Annotated in this window: 24 protein-coding genes and 1 pseudogene; 17 read left to right on the forward strand and 8 right to left on the reverse strand. The window is 73.0% G+C overall.

The features are described 5' to 3' along the window. Window positions 1-84: 84 nt before the first annotated feature. From B277_RS04410 to B277_RS04420, 3 genes are all read right to left on the reverse strand, one after another. Complete coding sequence (locus tag B277_RS04410) at window positions 85-537, reverse strand: hypothetical protein (RefSeq protein ID WP_007925607.1); 453 nt, start codon at window positions 535-537, stop codon at window positions 85-87. Continuing rightward, complete coding sequence (locus B277_RS04415; RefSeq protein WP_007925608.1) at window positions 534-938, reverse strand: DUF4870 domain-containing protein; 405 nt, start codon at window positions 936-938, stop codon at window positions 534-536. The genes B277_RS04410 and B277_RS04415 overlap by 4 nt, the downstream gene beginning before the upstream one ends. 153 nt (window positions 939-1,091) lie before the next feature. Next, window positions 1,092-2,729 (reverse strand): M20/M25/M40 family metallo-hydrolase, encoded by a 1,638-nt coding sequence (locus B277_RS04420; RefSeq protein WP_238148189.1) that lies wholly within the window; start codon window positions 2,727-2,729, stop codon window positions 1,092-1,094. A 127-nt stretch (window positions 2,730-2,856) separates the two neighbouring features. Here B277_RS04420 and B277_RS04425 point away from each other — a divergent pair, with 127 nt between their 5' ends. The 11 genes and pseudogenes from B277_RS04425 (at window position 2,857) to htpX (ending at window position 12,362) form a co-directional block, all read left to right on the forward strand. Further along, window positions 2,857-3,213, forward strand: a complete 357-nt coding sequence (locus tag B277_RS04425) for an NADH-quinone oxidoreductase subunit A (protein ID WP_007925610.1) — start codon at window positions 2,857-2,859, stop codon at window positions 3,211-3,213. Between the two features lie 30 nt (window positions 3,214-3,243). Further along, window positions 3,244-3,807, forward strand: coding sequence for an NADH-quinone oxidoreductase subunit B (locus tag B277_RS04430; RefSeq protein ID WP_051987866.1), 564 nt, complete (start codon window positions 3,244-3,246; stop codon window positions 3,805-3,807). Between the two features lies 1 nt (window position 3,808). Beyond that, window positions 3,809-4,333, forward strand: coding sequence for an NADH-quinone oxidoreductase subunit C (locus B277_RS04435; protein ID WP_007925615.1), 525 nt, complete (start codon window positions 3,809-3,811; stop codon window positions 4,331-4,333). Window positions 4,334-4,394: 61 nt separating this feature from the next. Beyond that, window positions 4,395-5,351 carry an NADH-quinone oxidoreductase subunit NuoH gene (gene nuoH / locus B277_RS04440; RefSeq protein ID WP_007925617.1) on the forward strand — a complete coding sequence of 319 codons (957 nt, stop codon included), beginning with the start codon at window positions 4,395-4,397 and terminating at the stop codon, window positions 5,349-5,351. Further along, a complete protein-coding gene (locus B277_RS04445; protein ID WP_007925618.1) occupies window positions 5,348-5,869 on the forward strand; it encodes a NuoI/complex I 23 kDa subunit family protein in 522 nt (173 codons plus the stop codon). The genes nuoH and B277_RS04445 overlap by 4 nt, the downstream gene beginning before the upstream one ends. After that, on the forward strand, window positions 5,866-6,378 hold the full coding sequence (locus B277_RS04450) for an NADH-quinone oxidoreductase subunit J family protein (RefSeq protein ID WP_007925620.1): 513 nt from the start codon (window positions 5,866-5,868) through the stop codon (window positions 6,376-6,378). The genes B277_RS04445 and B277_RS04450 overlap by 4 nt, the downstream gene beginning before the upstream one ends. Continuing rightward, a complete protein-coding gene (gene nuoK / locus B277_RS04455; RefSeq protein WP_007925622.1) occupies window positions 6,375-6,674 on the forward strand; it encodes an NADH-quinone oxidoreductase subunit NuoK in 300 nt (99 codons plus the stop codon). Before B277_RS04450 ends, nuoK begins: the two co-directional genes overlap by 4 nt. A 220-nt stretch (window positions 6,675-6,894) precedes the next feature. Next, window positions 6,895-8,520 carry an NADH-quinone oxidoreductase subunit 5 family protein gene (locus tag B277_RS04460; RefSeq protein WP_007925624.1) on the forward strand — a complete coding sequence of 542 codons (1,626 nt, stop codon included), beginning with the start codon at window positions 6,895-6,897 and terminating at the stop codon, window positions 8,518-8,520. A gap of 38 nt (window positions 8,521-8,558) precedes the next feature. Continuing rightward, a pseudogene (locus B277_RS19450) lies at window positions 8,559-10,946 on the forward strand (NADH-quinone oxidoreductase subunit M); the annotation flags it as partial. 58 nt (window positions 10,947-11,004) lie between these two features. Continuing rightward, complete coding sequence (locus B277_RS20220) at window positions 11,005-11,487, forward strand: proton-conducting transporter transmembrane domain-containing protein (protein WP_420795263.1); 483 nt, start codon at window positions 11,005-11,007, stop codon at window positions 11,485-11,487. A gap of 23 nt (window positions 11,488-11,510) precedes the next feature. Continuing rightward, entirely contained in the window at window positions 11,511-12,362 is an 852-nt protein-coding gene (gene htpX, locus B277_RS04470; RefSeq protein WP_040880797.1) for a zinc metalloprotease HtpX, read from the forward strand. A 12-nt stretch (window positions 12,363-12,374) separates the two neighbouring features. Here htpX and B277_RS04475 read toward each other — a convergent pair whose 3' ends face one another. After that, the gene (locus B277_RS04475) at window positions 12,375-12,851 is read right to left on the reverse strand and encodes a (2Fe-2S)-binding protein (protein WP_007925630.1); all 477 of its coding nucleotides are present in this window, start codon (window positions 12,849-12,851) and stop codon (window positions 12,375-12,377) included. A gap of 11 nt (window positions 12,852-12,862) precedes the next feature. Continuing rightward, a complete protein-coding gene (locus tag B277_RS04480; RefSeq protein ID WP_007925631.1) occupies window positions 12,863-15,181 on the reverse strand; it encodes a molybdopterin cofactor-binding domain-containing protein in 2,319 nt (772 codons plus the stop codon). 135 nt (window positions 15,182-15,316) lie between these two features. Here B277_RS04480 and pepN point away from each other — a divergent pair, with 135 nt between their 5' ends. Then, on the forward strand, window positions 15,317-17,788 hold the full coding sequence (gene pepN, locus B277_RS04485) for an aminopeptidase N (protein WP_007925632.1): 2,472 nt from the start codon (window positions 15,317-15,319) through the stop codon (window positions 17,786-17,788). 156 nt (window positions 17,789-17,944) lie between these two features. Here pepN and B277_RS04490 read toward each other — a convergent pair whose 3' ends face one another. Continuing rightward, window positions 17,945-18,937, reverse strand: coding sequence for an NADPH:quinone oxidoreductase family protein (locus B277_RS04490; RefSeq protein WP_007925633.1), 993 nt, complete (start codon window positions 18,935-18,937; stop codon window positions 17,945-17,947). A gap of 65 nt (window positions 18,938-19,002) precedes the next feature. On the opposite strand from B277_RS04490, the gene B277_RS04495 reads away from it, so the two are divergent. From B277_RS04495 to B277_RS04515, 5 genes are all read left to right on the forward strand, one after another. Further along, on the forward strand, window positions 19,003-19,530 hold the full coding sequence (locus tag B277_RS04495; RefSeq protein WP_040880801.1) for a methylated-DNA--[protein]-cysteine S-methyltransferase: 528 nt from the start codon (window positions 19,003-19,005) through the stop codon (window positions 19,528-19,530). After that, complete coding sequence (locus tag B277_RS04500; RefSeq protein ID WP_007925636.1) at window positions 19,517-19,996, forward strand: RNA polymerase sigma factor; 480 nt, start codon at window positions 19,517-19,519, stop codon at window positions 19,994-19,996. Before B277_RS04495 ends, B277_RS04500 begins: the two co-directional genes overlap by 14 nt. After that, a complete protein-coding gene (locus B277_RS04505) occupies window positions 19,993-20,556 on the forward strand; it encodes a methylated-DNA--[protein]-cysteine S-methyltransferase (RefSeq protein ID WP_007925638.1) in 564 nt (187 codons plus the stop codon). Before B277_RS04500 ends, B277_RS04505 begins: the two co-directional genes overlap by 4 nt. Before the next feature lie 27 nt (window positions 20,557-20,583). Further along, window positions 20,584-20,910: a hypothetical protein gene (locus tag B277_RS04510; protein WP_007925640.1), complete on the forward strand. Its 327-nt coding sequence runs from the start codon at window positions 20,584-20,586 to the stop codon at window positions 20,908-20,910. A 78-nt stretch (window positions 20,911-20,988) separates the two neighbouring features. Beyond that, a complete protein-coding gene (locus B277_RS04515) occupies window positions 20,989-21,948 on the forward strand; it encodes a phosphotriesterase family protein (protein WP_007925641.1) in 960 nt (319 codons plus the stop codon). A 3-nt stretch (window positions 21,949-21,951) separates the two neighbouring features. Here the strand turns inward: B277_RS04515 and B277_RS04520 are convergent, their stop codons facing one another. Beyond that, on the reverse strand, window positions 21,952-22,551 hold the full coding sequence (locus B277_RS04520) for a dienelactone hydrolase family protein (protein ID WP_007925642.1): 600 nt from the start codon (window positions 22,549-22,551) through the stop codon (window positions 21,952-21,954). Between the two features lie 55 nt (window positions 22,552-22,606). Beyond that, window positions 22,607-23,086 (reverse strand): enoyl-CoA hydratase-related protein (locus B277_RS04525; protein WP_007925643.1); only part of this gene is annotated, 480 nt, incomplete at its 5' end.

A 23,086-nucleotide genomic window follows, 5' to 3' on the forward strand; every position in this document is an offset into this window, starting at 1 on the left:
GTCACGTTATGGACGAAGGCTCCGGACCCACGCCGAAGGGGGTCCGGAGCCGCCGGGTCGATGCCGAGCTGACCGAGGTGCTCGTCACCGGTCGGTGAGCACGGCCTGACGCGGGTCGACCTGCAGCGTGAGGGTCTCGCCCGGCGTCAGCCCCGGCAGGTGCGGCAGCAGCAGCTCGACGACCGTCGACGGCTGGTGGTGCATCGGCTTGGTCTCCGGGTGCGGGTGGTAGACGAGCCCGTCGACGGCGGCGCCGTCACGGGTCACCGTGCACTCGACGAAGGAAAAGGTCTCCGGCGGGTGCACCCGGGTCCACTCGACGTCGGCGAAGGTCCACCGCGGCTCCCGCAGGACCAGCCGCCACGGCGCGAGGTCGACGTTGACCGTCGCGAGCAGGTACGCCGAGAGCTCCAGGCCCCGCGCCCGGAAGTGCGGGGCCTGGAGCTCGATCGTCCCGGCGGCGAAGGGGGAGTCGCCCGCCCGGCCGGAGGCGACGCCGTGCCCGGCGACGACGACCCCGGTCGCGCTCGCGGTCACTTCACCAGCTGCGGGGTGAGCGGTGGGGTCCACCACTCGCCGTTGTTGGCCTTGACCGCGCCGATGACGTGGATGACGGTCGCGACGACGATGACGAGACCGTAGGTCAGGAAGCCGATGAAGACGATCATCAGCACGGTCGAGGCCAGCAGCAGGATCGCGGTGATGATCTGCACGTTGAGGCTGTTGGCCGCGTGCTGGCGGACGAAGGGCCCGCGGTCCTTGTACATGAGGTAGATGACGAGCGACCCGAGGAAGCCGAGGGTGCCGGCGCTCAGCGGCAGCAGGACCGCGGGCACGAGGTGGGCGATCAACCCGAGGTTGCGCTCCTCGGTCGGCGAGAGCGGCTGCGGGGTGTAGGGCGCCCCCTGCTGGGGCGGGGTCTGCGGGTGCTCGGTCATGGGTGCCTCCTGTGGTGTCGGGGTCAACTCTGCCCGCTCGGAGGGTGCCGGGACCATGCGGTGCGCCGCCGGGTCGCGGTGGGGCCAGCCCCACCCCCGGCACGACGAAGGGGGACGGCCGCGCCGTCCCCCTTCGCCCGTGCTGCGACCGGGTCAGTCCTGCAGCGCCCGCCGTCGGGCCACGAGGACGCCGCCCGCGCCGAGCGCGGCGAGCAGCAGGGCGCCGGCCGCGCCGCCATCCGTGCCGGTGCCGTCGGTCTGGACGACGTCGGGACGCTCTGGCTCCTCCGTGCCCGGCTCGTCGGTGCCCGGCTCGTCGGTGCCCGGCTCGTCGGTGCCGGGCTCGTCGGTGCCCGGGTCCTCGATGATCGGCTCGGCGAGGGTGATCGTCGCGTGGGCGATGGCGTCGCTGTTGACGTCGAGCGCCTCGCTGTTGATGTTGTCGATGTCGTCCTGCGGCGTGTGGTAGTTGGGGTCGTGCTGGATCCCCGCGGTGCCACCGAAGAGCGCCACCTCCTCCTGCGTCTTGATCCCGTCGGCCCCGGTGAAGAGACCGGAGGCCGGGATGCCGGCCGCGATGAAGGCGGAGTAGTCGCTGCGCCCGGAGAACTCGGTGTCGACCCAGGCCTGGTCGATGCCGTCGAAGTAGTCGGTGAGGACGGCCTCGATGTCGGCGGAGCCCTCGGGCACCTCGACCGGGGCCTCGTAGGTCGACTGGTCGGCGTCGTAGACACCGATGATGTGGTTGGGCGAGCCCACCATGTCGAAGTTGAGGTAGGAGGAGATGCTCTCCAGCCCCTGCGGGTCGTTGGCCTGCAGGTCGGCGACGTAGTGGTCGGAGCCGAGCAGGCCGAGCTCCTCGGCGCCCCAGAAGGCGAAGCGCACCTTGTTGCGGTGCTGGCCGCCGACCGCCTTGAGCTGGACCGCGGTCTCGAGGATCGCCGCCGTGCCGGAGCCGTTGTCGTTGATCCCCGCGCCGTCGTGGACGCTGTCGAGGTGGGCGCCGACCATGACGACGTCGTCGCTGCTGCCCTCGTCGGTCTCCGCGATGACGTTGAAGGTCTGGCGCTCCTCCATCGTCTTGGTGAGCACGAGCTTCATCGTCACCGGACCGCTCTCCATCTTGGCGAGCAGGGCCGCGCCCTCGGACTGGGTGATGCCGGTGGCCGGGACGCCGTCCTCGTCGACGCCGCCGAGAGTGCCGTTGAGCACGCCGTCGGTGTTGTTGGCGATGATCACGGCGTCAGCGCCGGCGGCCTTGGCCGCTATGGCCTTGTCGCCGAAAGGGCACACGCCGCGCTCGACGATGGCGATCTTGTCGGTGGCGTCGACCCCGTCGTACTCGTCGGCGGTGCAGCCGGTGGCGGTGCTCGGCGCGACGAGCTCGGCGGAGACGCCCTCGTCGGGGGTCGGCTGGCTGTACGACATCGGGACCGCCTCGACGGTCCGCGCGTCGGGGGCGACCTCCGTCAGGCTGTCCTCGTGGACCTCCTCGTAGACGAAGGAGAACTCCTGCCGCTGCGTCGTGTAGCCGGCCTCCTCGAGGGTCTCCTCGACGTAGGCGGCGCTCGCCTCGTAGCCCGAGGTGCCGGCGCCGCGGTTGCCGTCGTTGGCGTCGGCGATGTCCTGCAGGGCCTGCAGGTGCTCGGTGACCCCCTCGACGGTGACTGCGGTGGTCATCCGGTCCGACGCGGTGGGTTCCTCCGCGTGGCTCGGGCCCGTGGCGACGGTGGCGAGTGCCAGGGCAGCGGTCGCGGCGGCCGCGGTGGCGGCTGCTGTACGTGATCGCACGTGTCTTTCCTCCCGTGGTCGGTAGGCGAAGTTGCCCACCTGGTGGGTCGCAACCTAGAGGATCGGGCCTCGCCGTGGTGGCCTTGCCGGCGCCGATTCGGCGGGCGGCGCGGATAGGGTGCGGGGCGTGGATGGTTACCTCGTCGTCGCCGGCACGCTCGTCGTGGGCGTGCTGCTCGTCGTCGCGGCCTACACCGCCCGTCGCCTCATCGCCCCTGCGGCCCCCACCCGCGCCAAGCTGACGACCTATGAGTCCGGTGTCGACCCCGTCGGGCAGGACTGGGCCCAGACCCGGGTGCGCTACCTCGCCTACGCCTTCCTCTACGTCGTCTTCGCCGTCGACGCGGTCTACCTCTTCCCGTGGGCCCTCGTGCTGCGCACCGACCTCGGGCTCGTCAGCCTGCTCGAGGTGGCGATCTTCATCGGGGTCGTCCTGCTGGGTCTCGTGCACGCCGTGCGCCGCGGGCTGCTGCGGTGGACCTGAGGTGGTGACCGCGTGACGACCGACCTGCCGATGCCGCGCGTGGGTGCCGTGGGCGCCCATGCCCCGCGCCCGATGAAGGTCGTCCTCAACTGGGGCCGGCGCTACTCGCTGTGGGTCTTCAACTTCGGGCTGGCTTGCTGCGCCATCGAGTTCATCGCCGCGTCGATGGCGCGGCACGACTTCATCCGGCTCGGGGTCATCCCCTTCGCCCCCGGCCCGCGCCAGGCCGACCTCATGGTCGTCTCCGGCACGGTCACCGACAAGATGGCGCCGGCGATCCGCCGGCTGTACGACCAGATGCCCGAGCCGAAGTACGTCATCTCCTTCGGCGCCTGCTCCAACTCCGGCGGCCCCTACTGGGACAGCTACTCCGTGACGAAGGGGGTCGACCAGCTCATCCCCGTCGACGTCTACGTCCCCGGCTGCCCGCCGCGCCCCGAGGCGCTGCTCCACGGGATCCTCACCCTCCAGGACAAGATCGCCGCCGAGTCGCTCTCGACCCCGGCGCTGCGCGCCCGCTACGCCGGCCACCGGTCCGCGGCGGCCGGCGAGGTGCGCCGCGGCCTCCTGCGACGCCCGACGAAGGGGGTCTGACGTGCCCCAGGAGGACCTCACCGTCTCCCCACCGGAGTGGCTGCGAGCCGTCGGTGACGCGCGCGACCGCGGCTACACCTTCTTCGACTGGCTGAGCGCCGTCGACGAGAGCGACCGCGCCGATGACCCCGGCCTCGACGTCGTCTGCCACCTCATCGACCCGCGCCCGACCCCCGAGCGGGACCAGCGGACCCTGCTCATGCGCACCCGGGTGCCCCTGGGCGAGTCCCTGCACAGCCTCACCGGGATCTTCGCCGGTGCGGCGTGGCACGAGCGCGAGACGCACGAGATGTTCGGCCAGCACTTCGACGGCTTCGCCGACGGCACCGGCCTCGGGCTGCGGCCGCTGCTCCTGCCGGACGGCTTCGAGGGCACGCCGCTGCGCAAGTCCTTCGTCCTCGCCTCACGCGCCACCCGGCCGTGGCCGGGTGGCAAGGAGCCCGGCGAGGGCCACTCGGCGAAGTCGCCCAGCCGGCGCCGCGTCTCCGCGCCCGGCGTGCCCGGGCCGGAGTGGGGGCAGTCATGACTCCCTTCGAGACGGTCGCCGGGCGACCTCCTCAGGGAGCGTGTGGTGTGGTGGGGGCGCCATGAGCCTGCTCGAGATCTCCCTCCGCTCACTCGCGGCGCTCGCCGCCGTGCTCGTCCTGCCCCTCGCCGCGGGCCAGACCGAGCACAAGGTCATGGCGCACATGCAGGGCCGCCTCGGCCCGATGTACGCCGGCGGATTCCACGGCTGGGCCCAGCTCGTCGCCGACGGCGTGAAGTTCGTGCAGAAGGAGGACATCACCCCCGCGGCCGCGGACCGGGCCGTCTTCCGCCTCGCGCCGGCCGTCGCGCTCGTGCCCTACCTCATCGCCATCGCGCTGCTGCCCGTCCACCCCGGGGTCGCCGCGGCCGAGGTGCCGGGCAGCCTGCTGCTCGTGCTCGCCGTGACCGGGGTCGGGGTGCTCGGCACCCTCATGGCCGGGTGGGCGAGCGCCAATAAGTACGCCCTCGTCGGCGGGATGCGCTCTGCCGCACAGCTGCTCGCCTACGAGCTGCCCCTCGTCCTGTCCGTGGCCTCGATCGCCATGGCTGCCGGCACGCTCTCCCTCGCCGGGGTCGTCGAGGCCTGGTCGCCGTGGTGGCTGCTGTGGCAGCTGCCCGGGGCGGTCGTCTTCCTCGTGGCCGCGACCGCGGAGCTGCAGCGACCCCCCTTCGACGCACCGATCGCCGACAGCGAGGTCGTCATGGGTCCGTGGACCGAGTACACCGGGCTGCGCTTCGCCTTCTTCATGCTCGCCGAGTACGCCGGGATGGTCGTCATGGGGCTGCTCTTCGGCATCCTGTGGCTCGGGGGCTGGCAGGGGCCCTTCGCCGACCAGCTCGGCTGGCTGTGGACCCTGCTCAAGGGGGCGCTCGTCGTGCTGCTCATCATCTGGGTGCGGGTCTCGTGGCCGCGGATGCGTGAGGACCAGCTGCAGCGGCTCGCGTGGACGGTGCTCGTGCCGCTCGCGCTCGCCCAGCTCGGCCTCACGGCCGTCGGGGTGGTGGTGACCGCGTGAGCAAGGACTTCGTCCCCGGGCTCGTCACCGGCATGGCCACGACCGCCCGCCAGCTCTTCTCCCGGCCGCACACGGCCGAGTACCCCGACGTCGCCCCCGAGCTGCCGGCCCGCTCGCGCGGCGTCATCGCCCTCGTCGAGAGCAACTGCACCTCGTGCATGCTCTGCGCCCGCGAGTGCCCCGACTGGTGCATCCACATCGACTCGCACAAGGAGGAGGTGCCGCCGGCGAAGGAAGGGGGCCGGGCCCGTCAGCGCAATGTCCTCGACCGCTTCGCCATCGACTTCTCGCTGTGCATGTACTGCGGCATCTGCATCGAGGTCTGCCCCTTCGACGCCCTCTTCTGGAGCCCGCAGTTCGAGTACGCCGAGACCGACATCCGTGACCTCCTCCACGAGAAGGAGCGCCTCGGGCAGTGGGCGGCCGACGTGCCGGCACCGCCGCCGCTCGACCCCGGCGCCGCCGAGGCGCCCGAGGTGACCTCCGCCAACAAACCGGCCCGCGGGGGACGCCGGTGACCGGTCTCGACCTCGCCTTCGCCGCCACCGGGCTCGTGACCGCTGCCGCCGCCGCGCTCGCGGTGACCACCCGCCAGGTCGTCCACTCGGCACTCTGGCTCGTCGTCGCCCTGCTCGGGCTCGCCGGCTGCTACCTCGTGCTGGGCGCCGAGCTCGTCGCCCTCGTGCAGGTGCTCGTCTACGTCGGGGCCGTCGTCGTCCTCGTCGTCGTCGCGCTCATGCTGACCCGGGCACCCATCGGCCCGCGCACCGAGCACTCGACCGGCCCAGGCCACCGGGTGCTCGCCGCGCTCGTCGGCGCGGGCACCGGCGCCCTCATCGCCTCCGTGCTCCTGCCGACCGCCGCACGCGCCGAGCTGCGCCCCGGCGGCACTGACGAGCTGGCCCGTCAGATCTTCTCGACGTGGGTGTGGCCCTTCGAGCTGCTCTCGCTACTGCTGCTCGCCGCCCTCGTCGGGGCCTTCGCCGTCTCCGGCCTCACCGCGACCCCGCCGGGGGAGGAGCGATGATCCACACCGCCGGCCCCTACACGCTCGCCTGCGTGCTCGTCGCGCTCGGGCTCTACGGCATGCTCGCCCGCCGCCACGCCGTCCTCTTCCTCGTCGGCGCCGAGCTCGTGCTCGCCGGCGGCGGCCTGCTCCTCGTCACCGCGGGCGCCCTCGGCGCGGACGGCACGTGGTCCGGCCAGGTGCTCACGCTCTTCGTCATCACCATCGCGGCAGCCGAGGTCGTCATCGCCCTGGCCGTCATCGTCGCGGCCTACCGGCGCCGCGCCCACATCGACCTGTCACAGGACGCCGGATGACGGCCTGGGCCCTGCTCGCGCTGCCGAGCCTGACCGCCGCGCTCACCCTGGGCATCGCCCGACGGGGCACCCTGGCCGCCTTCGTCGCCGTCGTCGGGGGCGCTGCCACCCTCGTCCTCGCGGTCGTCGCGCTCGCCGGCGCCCCGACGGGGGGCGCGCGGGGCTCCCTTCGCCGAGGAGCTCGCGACCGGGCCCGGCCACGTCTTCGGGGGGGCTCGACATGCCGCTGGGCGTGGCGCTGTCGGCGACGAGCGCCTTCCTCGCCCTCGTCGTCGCCCTCATCACCGCGCTCGTGCAGGTCTACTCCGCGTGGTACCTCGCCGACGACGACCGGCGCGGCAGCTTCCACGCGACCGTGGCGCTCTTCAGCGCGGCGATGCTCCTCGTCGTCCTGTCCGCCGACCTGCTGCTCACCGTCGTCGGCTGGGAGGTCATGGGGTGGTGCTCGTGGCTGCTCATCGGGCACTGGTCCCGTCGTCCCGAGCCCCGGCGCGCAGCGCACGCCGCCTTCCTCGTCACCCGGGTCGCCGACGTCGGGCTGGTCCTCGGCACCGCCGTGCTCGTCGCCGGCGCCGGCACCACCGCCCGCGCGGGCGTCGTCGACCACTGGACCTCGGCGGCCGCCGACCCCGGGACGCGGTCGGCCGCGCTCGTGCTCCTCGTCATCGGGGTGCTCGGCAAGTCGGCGCAGCTGCCCTTCCACCACTGGCTGCTCGACGCGATGCAGGGCCCGACCCCGGCCTCCGCCCTGATCCACGCCGCGACGATGGTCGCGGCCGGCACCGTCGTCCTCACCCAGCTGCTCCCGCTCCTCCTGCGGGCCGACGCGGCCCGCGCCCTCCTCGGGCTCTCCGTCGCGGTGACCATGGTGCTCGCCGCCCTCTGCGCCCTTGCCGAGCCCGACGTCAAGCGGGTGCTCGCCTGGTCGACGATCAGCCAGGTCGGCGTCATGCTCGCCCCCCTCGCCGCGGCGGGAGCCGGCCACACCGCGGGGGCCGCGCTCGGTCACCTCTACGGGCACGCGATCTTCAAGGCGCTGCTCTTCCTCACCGTCGGGTGGCTCGCGACGACCCGCGGCTCCACCGCCGCCCGGGCCCTCGTCGGCAGCGGCCGGGCCCACCCCGTCGCCCTCGTCGCCTGGGCCGCCGGGCTCGTCTCCCTCGCCGGGGTGCCGCTCGTCCTCGGCGGCCTCACCAAGGAGCACGTCGTCGCGGCCGTGGGCGACGACATCGGCGCGCGGGGGCCGGTCGCCCACCTCGTCCTCGCCGCGCTGCTCCTCACCGTCGTGCTCACCGCCGCCTACGCGACCCGGGTGCTGCTCCTCGTCGTCATCGGCGAGCAGGAGCGGGTGCGCTCGCGGGCGGTCATGCCCGGTGCCGTCGCCGGTGTCCTGCTCGTCCTCGCCGTCGCGAGCACCATCGGTGGTCTGGCCCTCGGGGTCCGACTACCCGCGACCGGGCACGTACCCCTCGGGCTCTTCGCCCTCGTGCTCCTGCTCGTCGTCGCCGGCATCGTCCTCGGCTACGCCCTCGAGCGCCTCGGCGCGCAGGGCCGGCTCGCCGACGGCCCGGTCGGGCGTGCCGTCGGCGCGGGCCTGGGCCTCGACCGCGCCCAGCAGGTCCTCGTCGTCACGCCCGTCACCGCCGCCGGCCGCCTCGTCTCCTTCGTCGACCGGGCCGTCCTCGACACCTACGTCCGCGGCGCGGCCTGGGGCGTGCTCGGCCTGTCCGACGCCGGGACGGCCGGGCACCGCCGCAGCCGGCCGACCTCCGGCCTGGTCCTGCTCGGGGGCGGGCTGCTCCTCCTCGGCCTCGTCACCGCCCTCGCCCTGGTGGGTCCCTCGTGATCGGCCTCGCCTGCGTCCTGCCGCTGCTCCTGGGGGCCGTGCTCCTCGGGGGCGGCACCGAGCTGTCCGGACGGGTCGCCGCCCGTGCGGGGCTGGCCGGCGCCCTCGCCACCCTCGGGCTCGTCGGGGTCGCGTGGGGGAGCGGCGCGGTCGTCGACTTCCCGTGGCTGCCGACCCTCGATCTGCGCGTCCACCTCGCCCTCGACGGCATCAGCGGGCCGCTCGCGGTGCTCGCCGCAGCCGTCACCGCGGCCGCCTGCCTGACCACGTGGTCGCAGCAGCCCAGAGGAGGCAGCTCCGCGACTTTCGTCGGGTGCCTCATGCTCACGCTCGCCGGGGCGGTCGCCACCTTCGCCGCGCGAGACGCGCTGCTCTTCGTCGTCGCCTTCGAGCTGGTGCTCGTGCCCGTCTGGGTGCTCATCACCCGCTTCGGCGACGACCGCGACCCGCAGGCCCGCCGCGAGGCCGGGGCCCGCTTCGTGCTCTACACCGGCCTCGGCTCCACCCTCATGCTCCTCGGGGTGCTGCTGCTCGTGAGCCGCGCCGGGACCGCCGACCTCGGCGCGCTCGCAGCCACCGGCGGCCAAGGCCTCGGCTCGACGACCCAGCTGCTCGTCGCCGTGCTGCTCACCCTCGGTCTGGCGGTCAAGGTGCCCGTGTGGCCGCTGCACTCGTGGCTGCCGCTCGCCCACACCACGGCGCCGACGGCAGGGTCGATGCTGCTGGCCGCCGTGCTGCTCAAGATGGGCACCTACGGCCTGGTCCGGCTCCCGCTGGCCACGGTCCCCGACGGCTTCGCCCGCGTCGCCCCGGTGCTCGCGATCTGCGGTGTCGTCGGCATCGTCTGGGGCGGCCTCGTCTGCCTCGTCGAGCGCGAGCTCAAGCGGCTCGTCGCCTGGTCCTCGATCGCGCACATGGGCTTCGTCGCCCTCGCGCTCGCGAGCGGCAGCGACACCGGCGTCGCCGCGGCCCTCTACGCCAACATCGCGCACGGCGTGATCTCGGCCCTGCTCTTCCTCCTCGTCGGGGCGCTCAAGCAGCAGTGGGGCGACGACGACCTGAGTCGCCCCCGGGCCGCCCTGCGGGAGGGCGCTCCCGCCACGGGTCTGCTGCTCGTCCTCGGCTTCGCCGCGGGCCTCGGCCTGCCCGGCCTCGCCGGCTTCTGGGGTGAGGTCGTCGCGGTCGTGGCGGCGCTCGACCCGGCCGCAGGGCGGCCCGCCACGGTCTTCGTCGTGTGCGCCGTCGTCGCGGCGATCGGCGCCGCGCTCGGTGCCGCCTACTCCCTCCGTGTCCTGCGCGCTGTGTGGTGGGGCGAGGGCGACGCGGGCGCCGACGGGGCCCGGGAGATCGCCCGCACCGACCTGCTGCCGGCCGCCCTGCTCGGCCTGGCCGTCGTCGTCCTCGGGCTCGTGCCCGGCCTGCTGCTCGCCGTGACCGAGCCGGCCCTCGCGGGGGGTGGTGACGCGATGAGTACGCCCACGCTGGCCCTCGGCATCGCCGCCCCTGTCCTCGCGCCCGCGCTCGGTGCCGTCGCCGCCCTCGCGGTCGACGCCGTCACCCCCCGCCGCCGCCTGCCGGCCCTCGTCGTCGGCGCCCTCGCGCTGACCCTCTCGCTCGTGGCCTCCGTCGTCCTGCGCCTGCGCGCCGCAGGCGGAGGTGAGATCGCGACGCTGTGCTTCGCCGACGACCCGGCGCTGGCCGTCGCCGACCCACCCGGGCTCGTCGCCAGCGACTGCCTCATGCGGGTCGACGGCCCCGGCGCGCTGCTCCAGACCCTCGCCGCCGCTGCAGGGCTCGCGGTGCTCGCCCTGCTCGCCCGCGCGCGGGGCCTGCCCACCGAGGGCCCCGACGGACGCGCGCACGCCGACCCCGGGGTCGAGGTGGCGCTGCTCCTGGCCACCGTCACCGGCGCGACCGTCGTCGCCGTCGCCCACGACCTCGGCACTTGGCTCGTCGGGCTCGAGCTGGCCACGCTGCCGATCGTCGCGCTCGCCGTCCTGCGGGGAGGCACCCGCGACAGCGGTGCGCTCAACCTCGTGACGACCTCGATCGCCTCCTTCGCCGTCGCCGTCGTCGGCGCCGGCCTGTGGGTCACGGCCACCGGCAGCATCCGGCTCGGCGGGGCCGCATCGTGGGCGCCCGGGCAGGAGGAGCTGCTGCGACCGGTGCTCACCCTCGGCATCGTCCTGCTCGTCGCGGCCGTCGGCTTCAAGCTCTCGCTCGTGCCCTTCCACGCCTGGGCGCCGACGACCTACCCGCGGGCCGGCGTCGAGGTCACCCTGCTCCTCGCCAGTGTCTCGACGGTCGCCGCCCTCGGTGGTCTCACGGCCGTCGTCCGCGGTGCCGTCAGCGTGCACGCCGCCGTCCAGCCGGCCCTGTCGGTGCTCGCAGTGCTCTCCATGCTCCTCGGCGCGGTGCTCGCCCTGCGGGCGAGCGACCCCCCTTCGGCTCATCGCGTGGTCCGGCGTGACGCAGGGCGGCTGGGTGCTGGCACCGCTCGTCGCCGCCGACACGGCCGCCGCCATCGGCTACCTCGCCGTCTACGTCGTCGCGGTCGTCGCCGCGCTCGCGGTCGTCGCGGCCCTGTCCGTCGACGGGCCCCGCTCGCTCGAGGACGACCGCGGTCTGCTGCGGCGCCGGCCCCTGCACGCCGCGGTGCTCACGCTCGCGCTGCTCACCCTCGCCGGGCTGCCGCCGGGCGTCGCGGGACTGCTCGCCAAGTTCCTCGCGCTGCGGCCCCTCGCCGACCAGGGGCTGTGGTGGGTCGCCCTGCCCGCCGTCGTCGCGGCCGTCGTCGGTCTGGCCGTCTACCTGCGGTGGGTGGCCCTCGTGCTGCGTCCCGAGGAGGGCCCGCGGGCCCCCGAGGACGTCGACACCACCGCCACGGTCATCGCCGTCGTCAGCGGTCTCGTGCTGCTCGCCGCCACCCTCGCGCCGGTCGTGCTCCTCGGCGCGGGAACGACCTGACCCGTCGCGACGTTGGAGATGACATGCACAACCACTTCAACGGGCTGAAGACCGCAGCGCTCTTCGGCGCCATCTTCTCCTTGTTGCTCCTCGTCGGCTACGGCATCGGCGGGGCCCGCTACCTGTGGCTCTTCGCGCTCTTCGGTGTCGCGACGACGGCCTACACGTACTGGAACTCCGACAAGCTGGCCATCAAGGCGATGCGCGCCGTGCCGGCCGACCCGCAGCAGTTCCCGCAGATGTACCGGATCGTCCAGGAGCTGAGCCAGCGCGCCAATCAGCCGATGCCGCGCCTGTACGTCAGCCCGACGGCCGCGCCCAATGCCTTCGCCACCGGGCGCAACCCCGATCACGCCGCCGTGTGCTGCACCGAGGGGATCCTCCAGCTGCTCGACGAGCGCGAGCTGCGCGGGGTCCTCGGCCACGAGCTCATGCACGTCTACAACCGCGACATCCTCACCGGCTCGGTCGCCGGTGCCATCGCCGGCGTCGTCTCCTCCGTCGCCTCCATGGCGCTGTGGTTCGGCGGGCGAGACCGCAACCCGATCGCCGCCATCGTGGTGGCGCTGCTGGCCCCCTTCGCGGCGATGGTCATCCAGATGGCGATCTCACGCACCCGTGAGTACGACGCCGACGAGGACGGCGCCCGGCTGACCGGCGATCCGCTCGCCCTGGCCTCCGCCCTGCGCAAGCTCGAGCTGGGCGTGCAGCGGGCACCGCTCGAGCCGACGCCGCAGCTGCAGAATGCGAGCCACATGATGATCGCCAACCCCTTCAGCGCCCGCGACATGTCCAAGCTCTTCAGCACCCACCCGCCGATGGCCGACCGCATCGCGCGGCTCGAGGGGATGGTCGGGGGCTACCACCAGCGCTGATCGGGCAGGCGCTCACATGCGCTGGGCGCCGTCCTTGATCGCGTCGCGGATGCGCGGGTAGGTGCCGCACCGGCAGACATTGCGGATCGTGTCGAGGTCGGCCTCCGTGATCGCGCGGCCCTCCCGCTGCACCTTGCGCACGAGGGCGACCGCGGCCATGATCTGGCCCGGCTGGCAGTAGCCGCACTGCGCGACGTCGTGCTCGATCCATGCCTCCTGCATCGGGTGCAGGTCGTCGTCGACGGTGTCGGCGAGACCCTCGATCGTCGTGATCTCGTCGCTCTCCGAGATCTTGTCGATCGGCACGGCGCAGGGGTTGAAGGCCTTGCCGTTGATGTGCGACGTGCACGCCTTGCAGACATTGATCCCGCACCCGTACTTGGGGCCGGTGACGCCGAGGACGTCCCGCAGGACCCACAGGAGGCGCACGCCGGGCTCGACGTCGACGGTGACCTTTTCGCCGTTGAGGACGAAGGTGTGACTGGACATGGCGGCGCTCCTCAGCGGGTGTGGTCGAGACCGTCGGTCGGGGACTGGGGCACGGACGGGACGAAGCTCTTGACCTCGAAGGTCACCGGGTCGGCGTGGTTGATGGGGAACTCCGTGGGCATGCGACCGGTGGCCCGGGCGTAGGCGCAGGCGATGGCGGCGAAGCTCGAGGCGACGCCCGCCTCGCCGGCGCCGCCGGGCTGCTTCGAGTCCGAGGGCATGATCTCGACGGTGATCTCCGGGGGGACATTCCACTGCCGGGTGTAGAAGTAGTTGTCCCAACTCGCCTCGAGGAAGTGCCCCTCCTCGAGGTGGCAGCTCGACGTCAGGGCCAGGCCGATGCCGTCCATGACCCCGCCGAGCATCTGCGCCTCGAGACCCATCGGGTTGATGACCAGCCCGGCGTCGACGGCGAAGACGACCTTTGTCACCCGGGGTCCGGTCACCGCGTCACGGACCTTGCGGTCGACCGTCTCGGGGCGGCAGTCGATCTCGACGAGGCAGGCCGTCGCCCCCTTGTACTCCTTGTGGATCGCGATGCCCTGCGCGGTCCCCTCCGGCATGTCGCGCCCCCAGTCACCGATCTCGGCGACCTTGTCGAGCGCGGCCTCGGCCCGCTTGTCCCGGAGGAACTTGCGCCGGAAGGCCAGCGGGTCCAGACGCATCCGGCGGGCGAGCTCGTCGACGACCAGCTCGTTGGCGCAGCGCACGTCGGGGGAGTAGATCTGGCGCATGCTGCCGGTGTTGAAGCGGTCGTCCGTCTCCGTCAGCGACTGCGTCACCAGGCCGAAGTTGTAGGGCAGCTCCTGGGTCAGGGCGAAGATCGTCTGCGCGAAGGTCAGCTGCCCGACCGGCAGCTTCGCCGCGTGGTTGGTGATGATGTCGCCCAGCCCGTGGCCGAAGTCGGTCGTGACGCTCGTGTGCTTCTGCTCGAAGGAGAGGACGTCACCGCCGAGGTAGGCCGCCCGGACCCGGGAGGTCGCCAGCGGGTGCAGCCGGCCCTGCCGGGGCTCGTCGGCCCGGTGCCACATCAGGCGCACCGGCTTGCCCATCGCCTTCGAGATGCGCGCGGCCTCGAGGGCCGCGTCGTGGAAGAGCTTGCGGCCGAAGGACCCGCCGCCCTGGGTGACGTGGACCTTGACCTTGGAGACGGGCAGGCCCAGCTCGAGGGCGATGTTTTCCTGGGCGACGACCGGCGACTTCAGGGAGCCCCAGATGGTCGCCGACCCGGAGCGCACGTCGGCGATCGCGCAGTTGGGCTCGAGGGAGGAGTTGCTGCGGAAGCGGAAGGTGAAGGAGGCGTCGACCTTCTTGGCGAGCAGCGACACCTTGGGGGTGAGCATCGGCAGCTCCGCCTTGCGCACGCCTGCGAGGACGGAGGCGTCGGAGGCGCCGGCGAGGCGGCCCCCTTCCCACTCCACGTCCATCCGCTGGATCGCGTCGATGCACTGGCCGAAGGTCCGGGCCCGCACCGCGATGCCCGTGGCGATCTTGACGACGTCCGTGACGCCCGGCATGGCCGTGATCTCGGCCGCGTTGCGCAGCGCGACCGGGCGGCCGTTGTGCGTCGGTGGGCGACAGACCATCGTCGGCAGGGCGTCGGCGACCTTGACGTCCATGGCGAAGATCTTGGCCCCCGTCACCGCGGCCCGTGCATCGGTGCGCCCCTGGGGCGTGCCGACGACCGTGCGCGCCGAGCCCTCCTTGAGGGAGACCTGGGCCCGCGTCGTCTTCGTGACGGCAGCGCGCTGAGCGAGCTCGCCGAAGCCCAGCGTGTTGCCGAGCGCGTCGCTGATGATGCCGGCCTTGATGGTCAGGGCGTCGATGGTGGTGCCGAGCACCGTCGCGGCGGCCCGCAGCAGCTGCTGCCGTGCCAGGGCCGCGGCGACGCGGATCGGCGTGTACGTCGAGATCGTCGTGTTGGAGCCGCCCGTCAGCTGGTTGAAGAGCAGCTCTGGCCGCGCCTCGGCGAGGCTGACGTCGACCCGGTCGACGGGCAGGTCGAGCTCCTCCGCGATGATCATCGCGGTCGAGGTGACGATGCCCTGCCCGACCTCGGCCCGCGGCAGGGCGAAGGAGGCGCGTCCGTCGGAGCCGATGGTCACCGTGATGAGTGCGGACGTCGGGGCGGCCGCCAGGGTGAGCAGGTCGTTGAGGTCGAGGATCTCGGCCGGCTGTGGCGGGGTGGGCACGACCGCCTCGGCGGACTCGGTGCCCAGACTCATCTCCGCCCCCGTGACGAGGGTGGCGCCGGCGATGACGTACCCGAGGAAGGTACGACGGCTGGGCCCGGTGCCCACGCGCTCGGCGATGGTGTGGTGGTCCGACATGGCTGCCTCCAGGGGATCGACATCGTCGTCGTTACCCAGCAGTAGACACCTGCCACCGGAGGCTCGCCACCGGAGGGGACCCGGCGTCCACCATGTGGCACGGCGTGCCGGCCCCGGGGGTGACAGGATGCAGACGTGCCTTCCCTCACCCGTGACGAAGCCATCGCCCGCGCCGATCTGCTGTCCGTGACCCGGATGGAGGTCGAGCTCGACCTCGACCGAGGGGCGGCGACCTTCGGGTCGGTGACCCGCATCCACCTGACAGCGGCCGCCGACGGGCAGACCTTCGTCGACGTCAAGCCCGAGACCCTGCACCACGCCCAACTCGACGGCGTCGAGCTCGACGTCACCTCCCTTCGCGAAGGGAGGTTGCCGCTGGCGGTGACCGCCGGCGAGCACGTCCTCGAGGTCGACGCGACGATGGCCTACAGCCACGACGGCGAGGGCCTGCACCGGGCGACCGACCCCGCCGACGGCGAGGACTACGTCTTCAGCCACCTCTTCCTCGACGCGGCGCCGGCCGTCTTCGCCTGCATCGACCAGCCGGACGTCAAGGCGCCCTACGCGGTGTGCGTCAAGGCGCCGCAGGAGTGGCAGGTCATCGGCAACGGCGCGGCGCAGATCGCCGACGGCGGGGTGTGGCACCTCGCCGAGACCCGCCCGCTGTCGACCTACTTCGTCGCGCTGTGCGCGGGCCCGTACGTGTCGGTGACCGGCGAGCACGACGGCATCCGCCTCGGCCTGTGGGCCCGACGCTCCCTCGAGGAGCAGCTGCGTGAGCACGCGCCCGAGATGCTCGACGTCACGCGGCGCAGCTTTGACTACTTCCACTCGATCTTCGGCATCCGCTACCCCTTCGACGACTACGACCAGGTCTTCGTGCCGGAGTTCAACGCGGGCGCGATGGAAAACCCGGGCTGCGTGGTCGTGCGCGACGCCTACCTCTTCCGCGGTGCCGTCGGGCGTGACGAGCTGCTGACCCGCGCCAACACGATCAGCCACGAGATGGCGCACATGTGGTTCGGCGACCTCGTCAGCCCGAAGTGGTGGGACGACCTGTGGCTCAACGAGTCCTTCGCCGAGTACATGGCCCACCGGTGCCTCGTCGAGGCCACCGACTACACGGAGGCCTGGGTCGACTCGACGATGTCGCGCAAGTCCTGGGGCTACGGGGCCGAGCGGGCACCCTCGACCCACCCCGTCGCCGGGTCGCCCGCCCCGGACGCGAAGTCGGCGCTGGCCAACTTCGACGGGATCTCCTACGCGAAGGGCGCCGCGGTCATCCGCCAGCTCATCGAGTTCATCGGCGACGAGGCCTTCCTCGAGGGCATCCGGCAGTACCTCGGCGACCACTCCTTCGGCAACGGCACGCTCGCCGACTTCCTCGGCGCGATGGAGGCCGCGAGCGGCCAGCCGCTCGCCGACTGGAGCCGCGCCTGGCTCGAGACGGCCGGTGTCGACCGGATCGAGGTCGGGCGCGACGGCTCGGTCACCCGCACCGCACCGCCGGAGCACCCCGCGGACCGACCGCACGCCTTCGACATCGCGACCTACACCGACGGTGCCGAGACCTCGCGGGTCCAGCTCACCCTCGACGCCGACCGGGCGACCGTCGACGGCCTCGACACCGGTGCCGAGCTGGTGCTGCCCAATGCCGGCGACCTGACGTGGGCCACGCCGATCCTCGACGGGACCTCCCTTCGCTCGCTCGGGGGGCAGCTGCCCCGCATGACGGACGAGCAGGCCCGGGCGGTCCTGTGGGTCGGTCTGCGCGACGGGGTCGCGCTCGCCCAGGTCGACCCGCGCCTGCTCGTCGACCTCGGCGAGGCCGCACTCGTCACCGAGACCAATGACTCGATCTTCGCCCGCGCCGGCATGCACCTGACCAACCGTGTCATCCGGGTGCTCCTGCCGGAGGCCGAGCAGGACGCCGCGCGGGCCCGGATGGCTGCCGTCGGTGAGCAGGTCCTCGCCGACGCGGAGCCGGGCTCCTCCCGGGCGTTGCACGCCGCGCGACTCGTGGCGCGGACGACGGACGACGTCGAGCGCCGGCTCGTCCCCTGGGCCGAAGGGCGGGACCTGCCCGCCGGGCTCGAGGGTGATGCTGACTTCCGATGGATCCTCCTCGGCCAGCTCAGCCGGCGTGGTCTCATCGGTGCACCCGAGATCGACGCGGCCCTCGAGCAGGACCGGACGATGACGGGGCAGCTCGGCGCCCTCACCGCCCGGGCCGCGATCCCGACGGCCGAGGCGAAGGCCGCGGCCTGGGCCGACCTCACGACCAACCGCGAGCGCAGCAACTACGAGCTCGTCGCGATCGCCGCCGGCTTCTGGGGGCCGCAGGACCGGACGCTCGTCGCCCCCTACGTGTCGCGGTACTTCACCGACATCCCGCCGATGACCGCCTGGCTGGGTGAGGACGCCCTCTCGCGGGTGGCGTCGATGGCCTATCCCTCGCGCTTCGTCAGCGACGAGACCCTCGCGCACTCCCGTGCGGCGCTCGCCGGCGAGCTGCAGCAGGGCGTGCGGCGCGCGATCGTCGACGCGCAGTCCGAGCTCGAGGAGGCGCTGGCCTCCCGCCGTGCCTTCCCGCCCGCGTCCGCCTAGGACGGACGACGGGGGCCCCGCTGCCCCCTTCGCCGCATTTCCCTAGGGAAATGCCCACGGGAGGCCGAATTTCCCTAGGGAAATGCTCGCCGGGGCCGCATTTCCCTAGGGAAATGCGCACGGGGGCCGAATTTCCCTAGGGAGATGCGCCGTGGGTCAGGTACCGGTGACGACGATCCGGCCGGTGCTCGACCCGCCCGCGAGGCGGGCGAGTGCCGCCGGGACCTCGTCGAAGCCGAAGGTCTCCGCGACGAGCGGCCGCACCGCGCCCGCGTCGGCGAGCCGGACGAGGTCGGCGTGCGCCTCCTGCACGGCCGCCGGGTCATGCTGCTGGTACAGGCTCCAGTGCAGGCCGAGGATCGAGTAGTTCTTGACGAGCGCGTGGTTGAGGCGCGGCTCGGGCACCCGTCCGCTGGCGAAGCCGACGACGACGATCCGCCCCTCGAAGGCGATGCACTTGGTGCTCGCGGTGTACGACGGGCCGCCCACCGGGTCGTAGACGACGTCTGCGCCGTGGCCACCCGTCACCTGGGTGACCGTCTCGACGACGTCCTGCTCCCGTCGGTCGATGACGACGTCGCAGCCGAGCTCGCGGGCGATCGCCACCTTGTCAGCACCACCGACGACGCCGATGACGTGGGCGCCGGCCGCCTTGCCGAGCTGGACGGCGGCGGAGCCGACCCCACCGGAGGCAGCGTGGACGAGCAGGTGCTCGCCGGCCTGCAGCGCAGCCCGGCGGTGCAACGCGAACCAGCCGGTCTGGTAGCTGATCATCAGCGCCGCGGCCCCCGCGTCGTCGAGCCCTTCCGGCGCGATGAAGGTGCTCGCGCCGTCGAGGAGGCACTCCTGCGCGTAGCCGCCGTGGGGCAGCGCCGTGCCGCCGAGCACCCGGTCGCCGACGGCGACGTGGGTGACCCGCTCGCCGACCTCGACGACGTCACCGCAGACCTCGAGCCCCGGGACGAAGGGGGGCGACGGCTTGACCTGGTACTCGCCGCGGCACAGGAGGGTGTCGGCGAAGTTCACGCCCGTCGCTCGCACCCGCACGCGCACCTGGTCGGGGCCGGGGGTGGGGCGCTCGATGTCACCGAGGGTGAGGACGTCGGCGGCGTCGCCGAGTGCGTGGACCTGCCAGGCGCGGATGCTCATGGGTCGGGAGGCTACCGATCTCACACATCTGCTCCCGCAGACGTCCATGGGACATGATCGACCTCATGACGACACGGCACGCGGTCCTCGCGACGCAGCTGGGCGAACTGACTGCCGTCGTCGACCGAGCCCACGCCACCGGGGAGGGGGCGGTGGTCGTCGGCCTGTACTTCCCCGGCCACTGGACCCTGCCCGAGGGCGCTGATCACGGACCCCGCGTCGACCCCGCCGCCGAGCCGGTCCTCGCGACCCTCGCCACCGAGCTCGAGGAGTACCTCGCGGGCAGCCGGAGAGACTTCACGACGCCCTACGAGCTGCGCGGGGGTGAGCACCACCAGCGGGTCTGGGCGCTGCTCGAGCGCATCCCCTACGGCCAGACCGTCACCTACGGCGACCTCGCCCGCGAGACCGGTGGTGCAGCCCAGGCCGTCGGCCGCGCCGTGGGGGCCAACCCGATCTCGCTCCTCGTGCCCTGCCACCGCGTCGTCGGGGCCGACGGCTCGATCACCGGCTACGCCGGCGGGCTCGACCGCAAGCGCACGCTGCTCGCCCTCGAAGAGCCCCCGGCCCGGGAGCGCGATGCGCTCTTCTGAGGGGCCCGCCCCCTTCGAGCAGGTCGTGCGGCAGCACGGGCCGCGGGTGCTGTCGGTCTGCCGCGGTCTCGTCGACGCCGCCGACGTGGACGATGCGTGGAGCGAGACCTTCGTCGCGGCGCTGCGGGCGTGGCCGGACCTGCCGACCGACCTCGACGTCGAGGCCTGGCTCGTCACCGTCGCGCGACGCAAGTGCATCGACGTCCACCGGGCGCGTGCTCGGCGGGCCACCGACCCCGTCGCGGAGCTGCCCGAGCGGGCCACGTCCGCCGCCGAGCAGGGCGACGCGGGCATCTGGCGGCACGTCGCCGCGCTGCCGGACAAGCAGCGCCACGTCATCACCTATCGCTACCTCGGCGGTCTGAGCTACGCGCAGATCGTCGACCTCGTCGGCGGGTCACCCGCCGCCGCCCGTCGCGCCGCCAGCGACGGGCTGAAGACCCTGCGGGACAAGGAGATCCGATGACCGCCACCGATATCGACCGCCTGCACGCGCGGCTCGTCACCCGGGCGGCCGACGAGGGCCTGCTCGACGTCGCCTACCGTGTGCTCGACTCGCCCCTCGGTGCCCTGCTGGTCGCGGCGACACCCGAGGGCGTCGTGCGGGTCGGCTTCGAGGTCGAGGGTCACGACGCCGTGCTGGCCGACCTCGCCGAGCGGGTCAGCTCCCGCGTGCTGCAGGCACCGGCGCGCCTCGACGACGTGGCCCGCGGTCTCGACGGTTACTTCAGCGGTGGGCCGGCACCCGAGGTGCCGCTCGACCTGCGTCTGCTCCACGGCTACCGCCGGGAGGTCGTCACGGCGCTGCCGGGCATCCCCTTCGGCCGCACCGCCACCTACGCCGAGGTGGCCGCGATGACCGGCCGGCCCCGCGCGGTCCGGGCCGTCGGTAGCGCCTGCGCTCACAACCCCGTGCCCCTGCTCCTGCCCTGCCACCGGGTCGTGCGCAGCGACGGGAGCGACGGGGGATACCGCGGCGGCCCCGAGGCGAAGCACGCGCTGCTCGAGCTCGAGGCAGCTCGATGAGCAGCACCCCACCGGCCGGGGCGACCCGTGCCGAGGGACTGGGGCGCCTCCCCTTCACCCGCCAGCACGCGAGAGTGCTGCTCGGCTCGGGCACCGCAACCTCGGGCGTGGGGTGCGCTCTACGCGATCACGCCCGAGATCCACCCGGCAGCGCTGCGGGGCACCGGTGCCGGTGCCGCGGCCGGATTCGGGCGGATCGCGTCGGTCGTCGCGCCGCTCACCGTCCCCGTCGTCCTCGAGCGCGGGGGAGCCTCGGGCGAGGTCATCGTCTTCTCGCGCTTCACCGTCGCCTTCGTCGGGGCGGGAGCCGCGGCGTGGTTGCTCCCGGAGCTGCGGGGGCAGGTGCTGCGCTGACCGCCTGCCGTGCCACACTTGAACTTGAGTTCACATTACGCCTAGGCTCGGGCCACCCAACTCGAAGGAGAGTTCGCCATGGTGGCCGTACCGACCGTGACCGGGAGTGTCGACTCCGCTGACCTGGGGCGGGTCCTCGCCCACGAGCACATCTTCGTCGTCGGCGAGGAGTACCGGCAGAACTACCAGTCCGACTGGGACGAGGAGACCAAGGTGGCCGAGGCCGTCGCGGACCTCGGCGAGCTGCCCGGCCTCGGCATCGACACGATCCTCGACCCGACGGTCATCGGTCTCGGCCGCTACCTGCCGCGGGTCCAGCGGGTGGCCGAGCAGGTCGACCTGAACATCGTCGTCGCGACGGGCGTGTACACGTACAACGAGATCCCCTTCCAGTTCCACCACACCGGCCCCGGCCTGCTCTTCGACGTCCCGGAGCCGCTCACCGAGCTCTTTGTCAAGGACCTCACCGAGGGGATCTCGGACACCGGGGTGCGCGCCGGCTTCCTCAAGTGCGCCATCGAGGAGCAGGGACTGACCCCGGGTGTCGAGCGGGTCATGCGGGCGGTGGCCCAGGCCCACGTGCGCACCGGCGCGCCCATCACCGTCCACACCAACCCGCACACGCAGTCCGGGCTCGTCGCCCAGCGCGTGCTCGCGGAGGAGGGCGCCGACCTGGGCAAGGTCGTCATCGGCCACAGCGGCGACACGACCGACGTCGACTACCTCTGCCGGGTCGCCGACGCCGGCTCCTACCTCGGCATGGACCGCTTCGGGCTCGACGTGCTCCTGCCCTTCGAGGACCGGGTCGCCACGGTGCTCGAGCTGCTGCGTCGCGGCTACGCCGAGCGCATGGTGCTCGCCCACGACGCCTCGTGCTTCATCGACTGGTTCGACCCCGAGGCCAAGCGCCAGGTCGTCCCGCGGTGGAACTTCCGCCACATCAGCGAGGACGTCATCCCCGCACTGCTCGAGGGCGGGGCGAGCGAGGGCGACATCGACACGATGCTCGTCGACAACCCCCGCCGCTACTTCGAGTGAGGCTCAGCCGACTTCGTCGACGAACTCGATGATCCGCCGGGTGAGGATGCGCGCCTCCTCCGGCTGGTACTCCGACGTCAGCGTCGGGTCGTTGAAGAGGTGTCCCTCGCCCTGGTACTCGACGTACGAGTACGCGCCGCCGGCCTGCTCGACGTCGTCCTGGAGCTGCTCGTCGACCATCGGGTCGACCTGCCGGTCCTCCTCGTGGAAGGGGTCGCCGGCGGTGACGTGGACCTGCCCCGGCACCCCGGTCGGCCACGTCGCCTCGAGGTGGCGCATGGCCATCCCGCCGCCGACCATGACGACGCCGCGGGCGTCGGCCGGGCGCTGGGCGGCGACCCACTGGGCCATGGCGGCGCCGTTGGAGAAGCCGACGGCGACGAAGGGGGCGACCCCCTCGGTGGCCTCGCGCGCGTAGGCCATCTGCGCGGGGAAGCCGATCTCCTGCGAGCGGGCTGCGGCGGTCGGGTAGTCGTCGAAGGTGACGCCCTCGAGGTGGTCGACGGTGGTCACGCTGTGGCCGGCGGCGGTGAGTGCCTCGGCGAGGTCGGTGATGCCCTGACGCACACCGAGCACCGACGGGAAGAGCAGTACCTGTGCCATGTCCTGACCGTAGACCCGTGCGCCGACAGCGTCGCGCGGGAGCAGCCCGACCTCGTCAGCGCGCGAAGACCGGCGGCCGCTTCTCGACGAAGGCTCGGGCCGCCTCGACGTGGTCGGCGGTCAGGCCGCACGCCTTGTGCCGCGGCACCTCGGCAGCCATCGACTCCGAGAGCGTCTGAGTCGGTGCCTCGAGGAGGTTGCGCTTGATGCTCGCGAGCGTGCCCGCCGAGCCGGCCGCCAGCTGCTCGGCGAGCTCGCGGGTGCGCGCCGCGAGCTCCTCCTCCGGCACGATCCGGTTGAGCAGGCCGAGGTCGCGGCAGGCCTGCCCGTCGAGGCGCGGGTTCAAGAACATCAGCTCGCGGGCCACCGCTGGCCCGACGAGCCGCTCGAGCAGCCAGGCGACACCGAAGTCGCCGGACAGGGCGATGCTCGCGAAGGCCGTCGCGACGACGGTGCGGGGCGTGCCGATGCGCAGGTCGGCGGCGAGGGCCAGCCCCAGGCCGGCGCCGGCTGCCGCGCCCGGCAGGGCGGCGAC

This window comes from Janibacter hoylei PVAS-1 (genome assembly GCF_000297495.1).
In the GTDB taxonomy this organism is placed as follows: Bacteria; Actinomycetota; Actinomycetes; order Actinomycetales; family Dermatophilaceae; genus Janibacter; species Janibacter hoylei.

Excerpts from the sequence above, each read along its gene's own strand:
- B277_RS04415 (WP_007925608.1), bottom strand. The coding sequence starts at position 938 with ATGACCGAGCACCCGCAGACCCCGCCCCAGCAGGGGGCGCCCTACACC.
- B277_RS04430 (WP_051987866.1), top strand. The coding sequence starts at position 3,244 with ATGCCGCGCGTGGGTGCCGTGGGCGCCCATGCCCCGCGCCCGATGAAG.
- nuoH (WP_007925617.1), top strand. The coding sequence starts at position 4,395 with ATGAGCCTGCTCGAGATCTCCCTCCGCTCACTCGCGGCGCTCGCCGCC.
- nuoK (WP_007925622.1), top strand. The coding sequence starts at position 6,375 with ATGATCCACACCGCCGGCCCCTACACGCTCGCCTGCGTGCTCGTCGCG.
- B277_RS04460 (WP_007925624.1), top strand. The coding sequence starts at position 6,895 with ATGCCGCTGGGCGTGGCGCTGTCGGCGACGAGCGCCTTCCTCGCCCTC.
- htpX (WP_040880797.1), top strand. The coding sequence starts at position 11,511 with ATGCACAACCACTTCAACGGGCTGAAGACCGCAGCGCTCTTCGGCGCC.
- B277_RS04475 (WP_007925630.1), bottom strand. The coding sequence starts at position 12,851 with ATGTCCAGTCACACCTTCGTCCTCAACGGCGAAAAGGTCACCGTCGAC.
- B277_RS04480 (WP_007925631.1), bottom strand. The coding sequence starts at position 15,181 with ATGTCGGACCACCACACCATCGCCGAGCGCGTGGGCACCGGGCCCAGC.
- B277_RS04490 (WP_007925633.1), bottom strand. The coding sequence starts at position 18,937 with ATGAGCATCCGCGCCTGGCAGGTCCACGCACTCGGCGACGCCGCCGAC.
- B277_RS04495 (WP_040880801.1), top strand. The coding sequence starts at position 19,003 with ATGACGACACGGCACGCGGTCCTCGCGACGCAGCTGGGCGAACTGACT.
- B277_RS04500 (WP_007925636.1), top strand. The coding sequence starts at position 19,517 with ATGCGCTCTTCTGAGGGGCCCGCCCCCTTCGAGCAGGTCGTGCGGCAG.
- B277_RS04505 (WP_007925638.1), top strand. The coding sequence starts at position 19,993 with ATGACCGCCACCGATATCGACCGCCTGCACGCGCGGCTCGTCACCCGG.
- B277_RS04515 (WP_007925641.1), top strand. The coding sequence starts at position 20,989 with ATGGTGGCCGTACCGACCGTGACCGGGAGTGTCGACTCCGCTGACCTG.
- B277_RS04520 (WP_007925642.1), bottom strand. The coding sequence starts at position 22,551 with ATGGCACAGGTACTGCTCTTCCCGTCGGTGCTCGGTGTGCGTCAGGGC.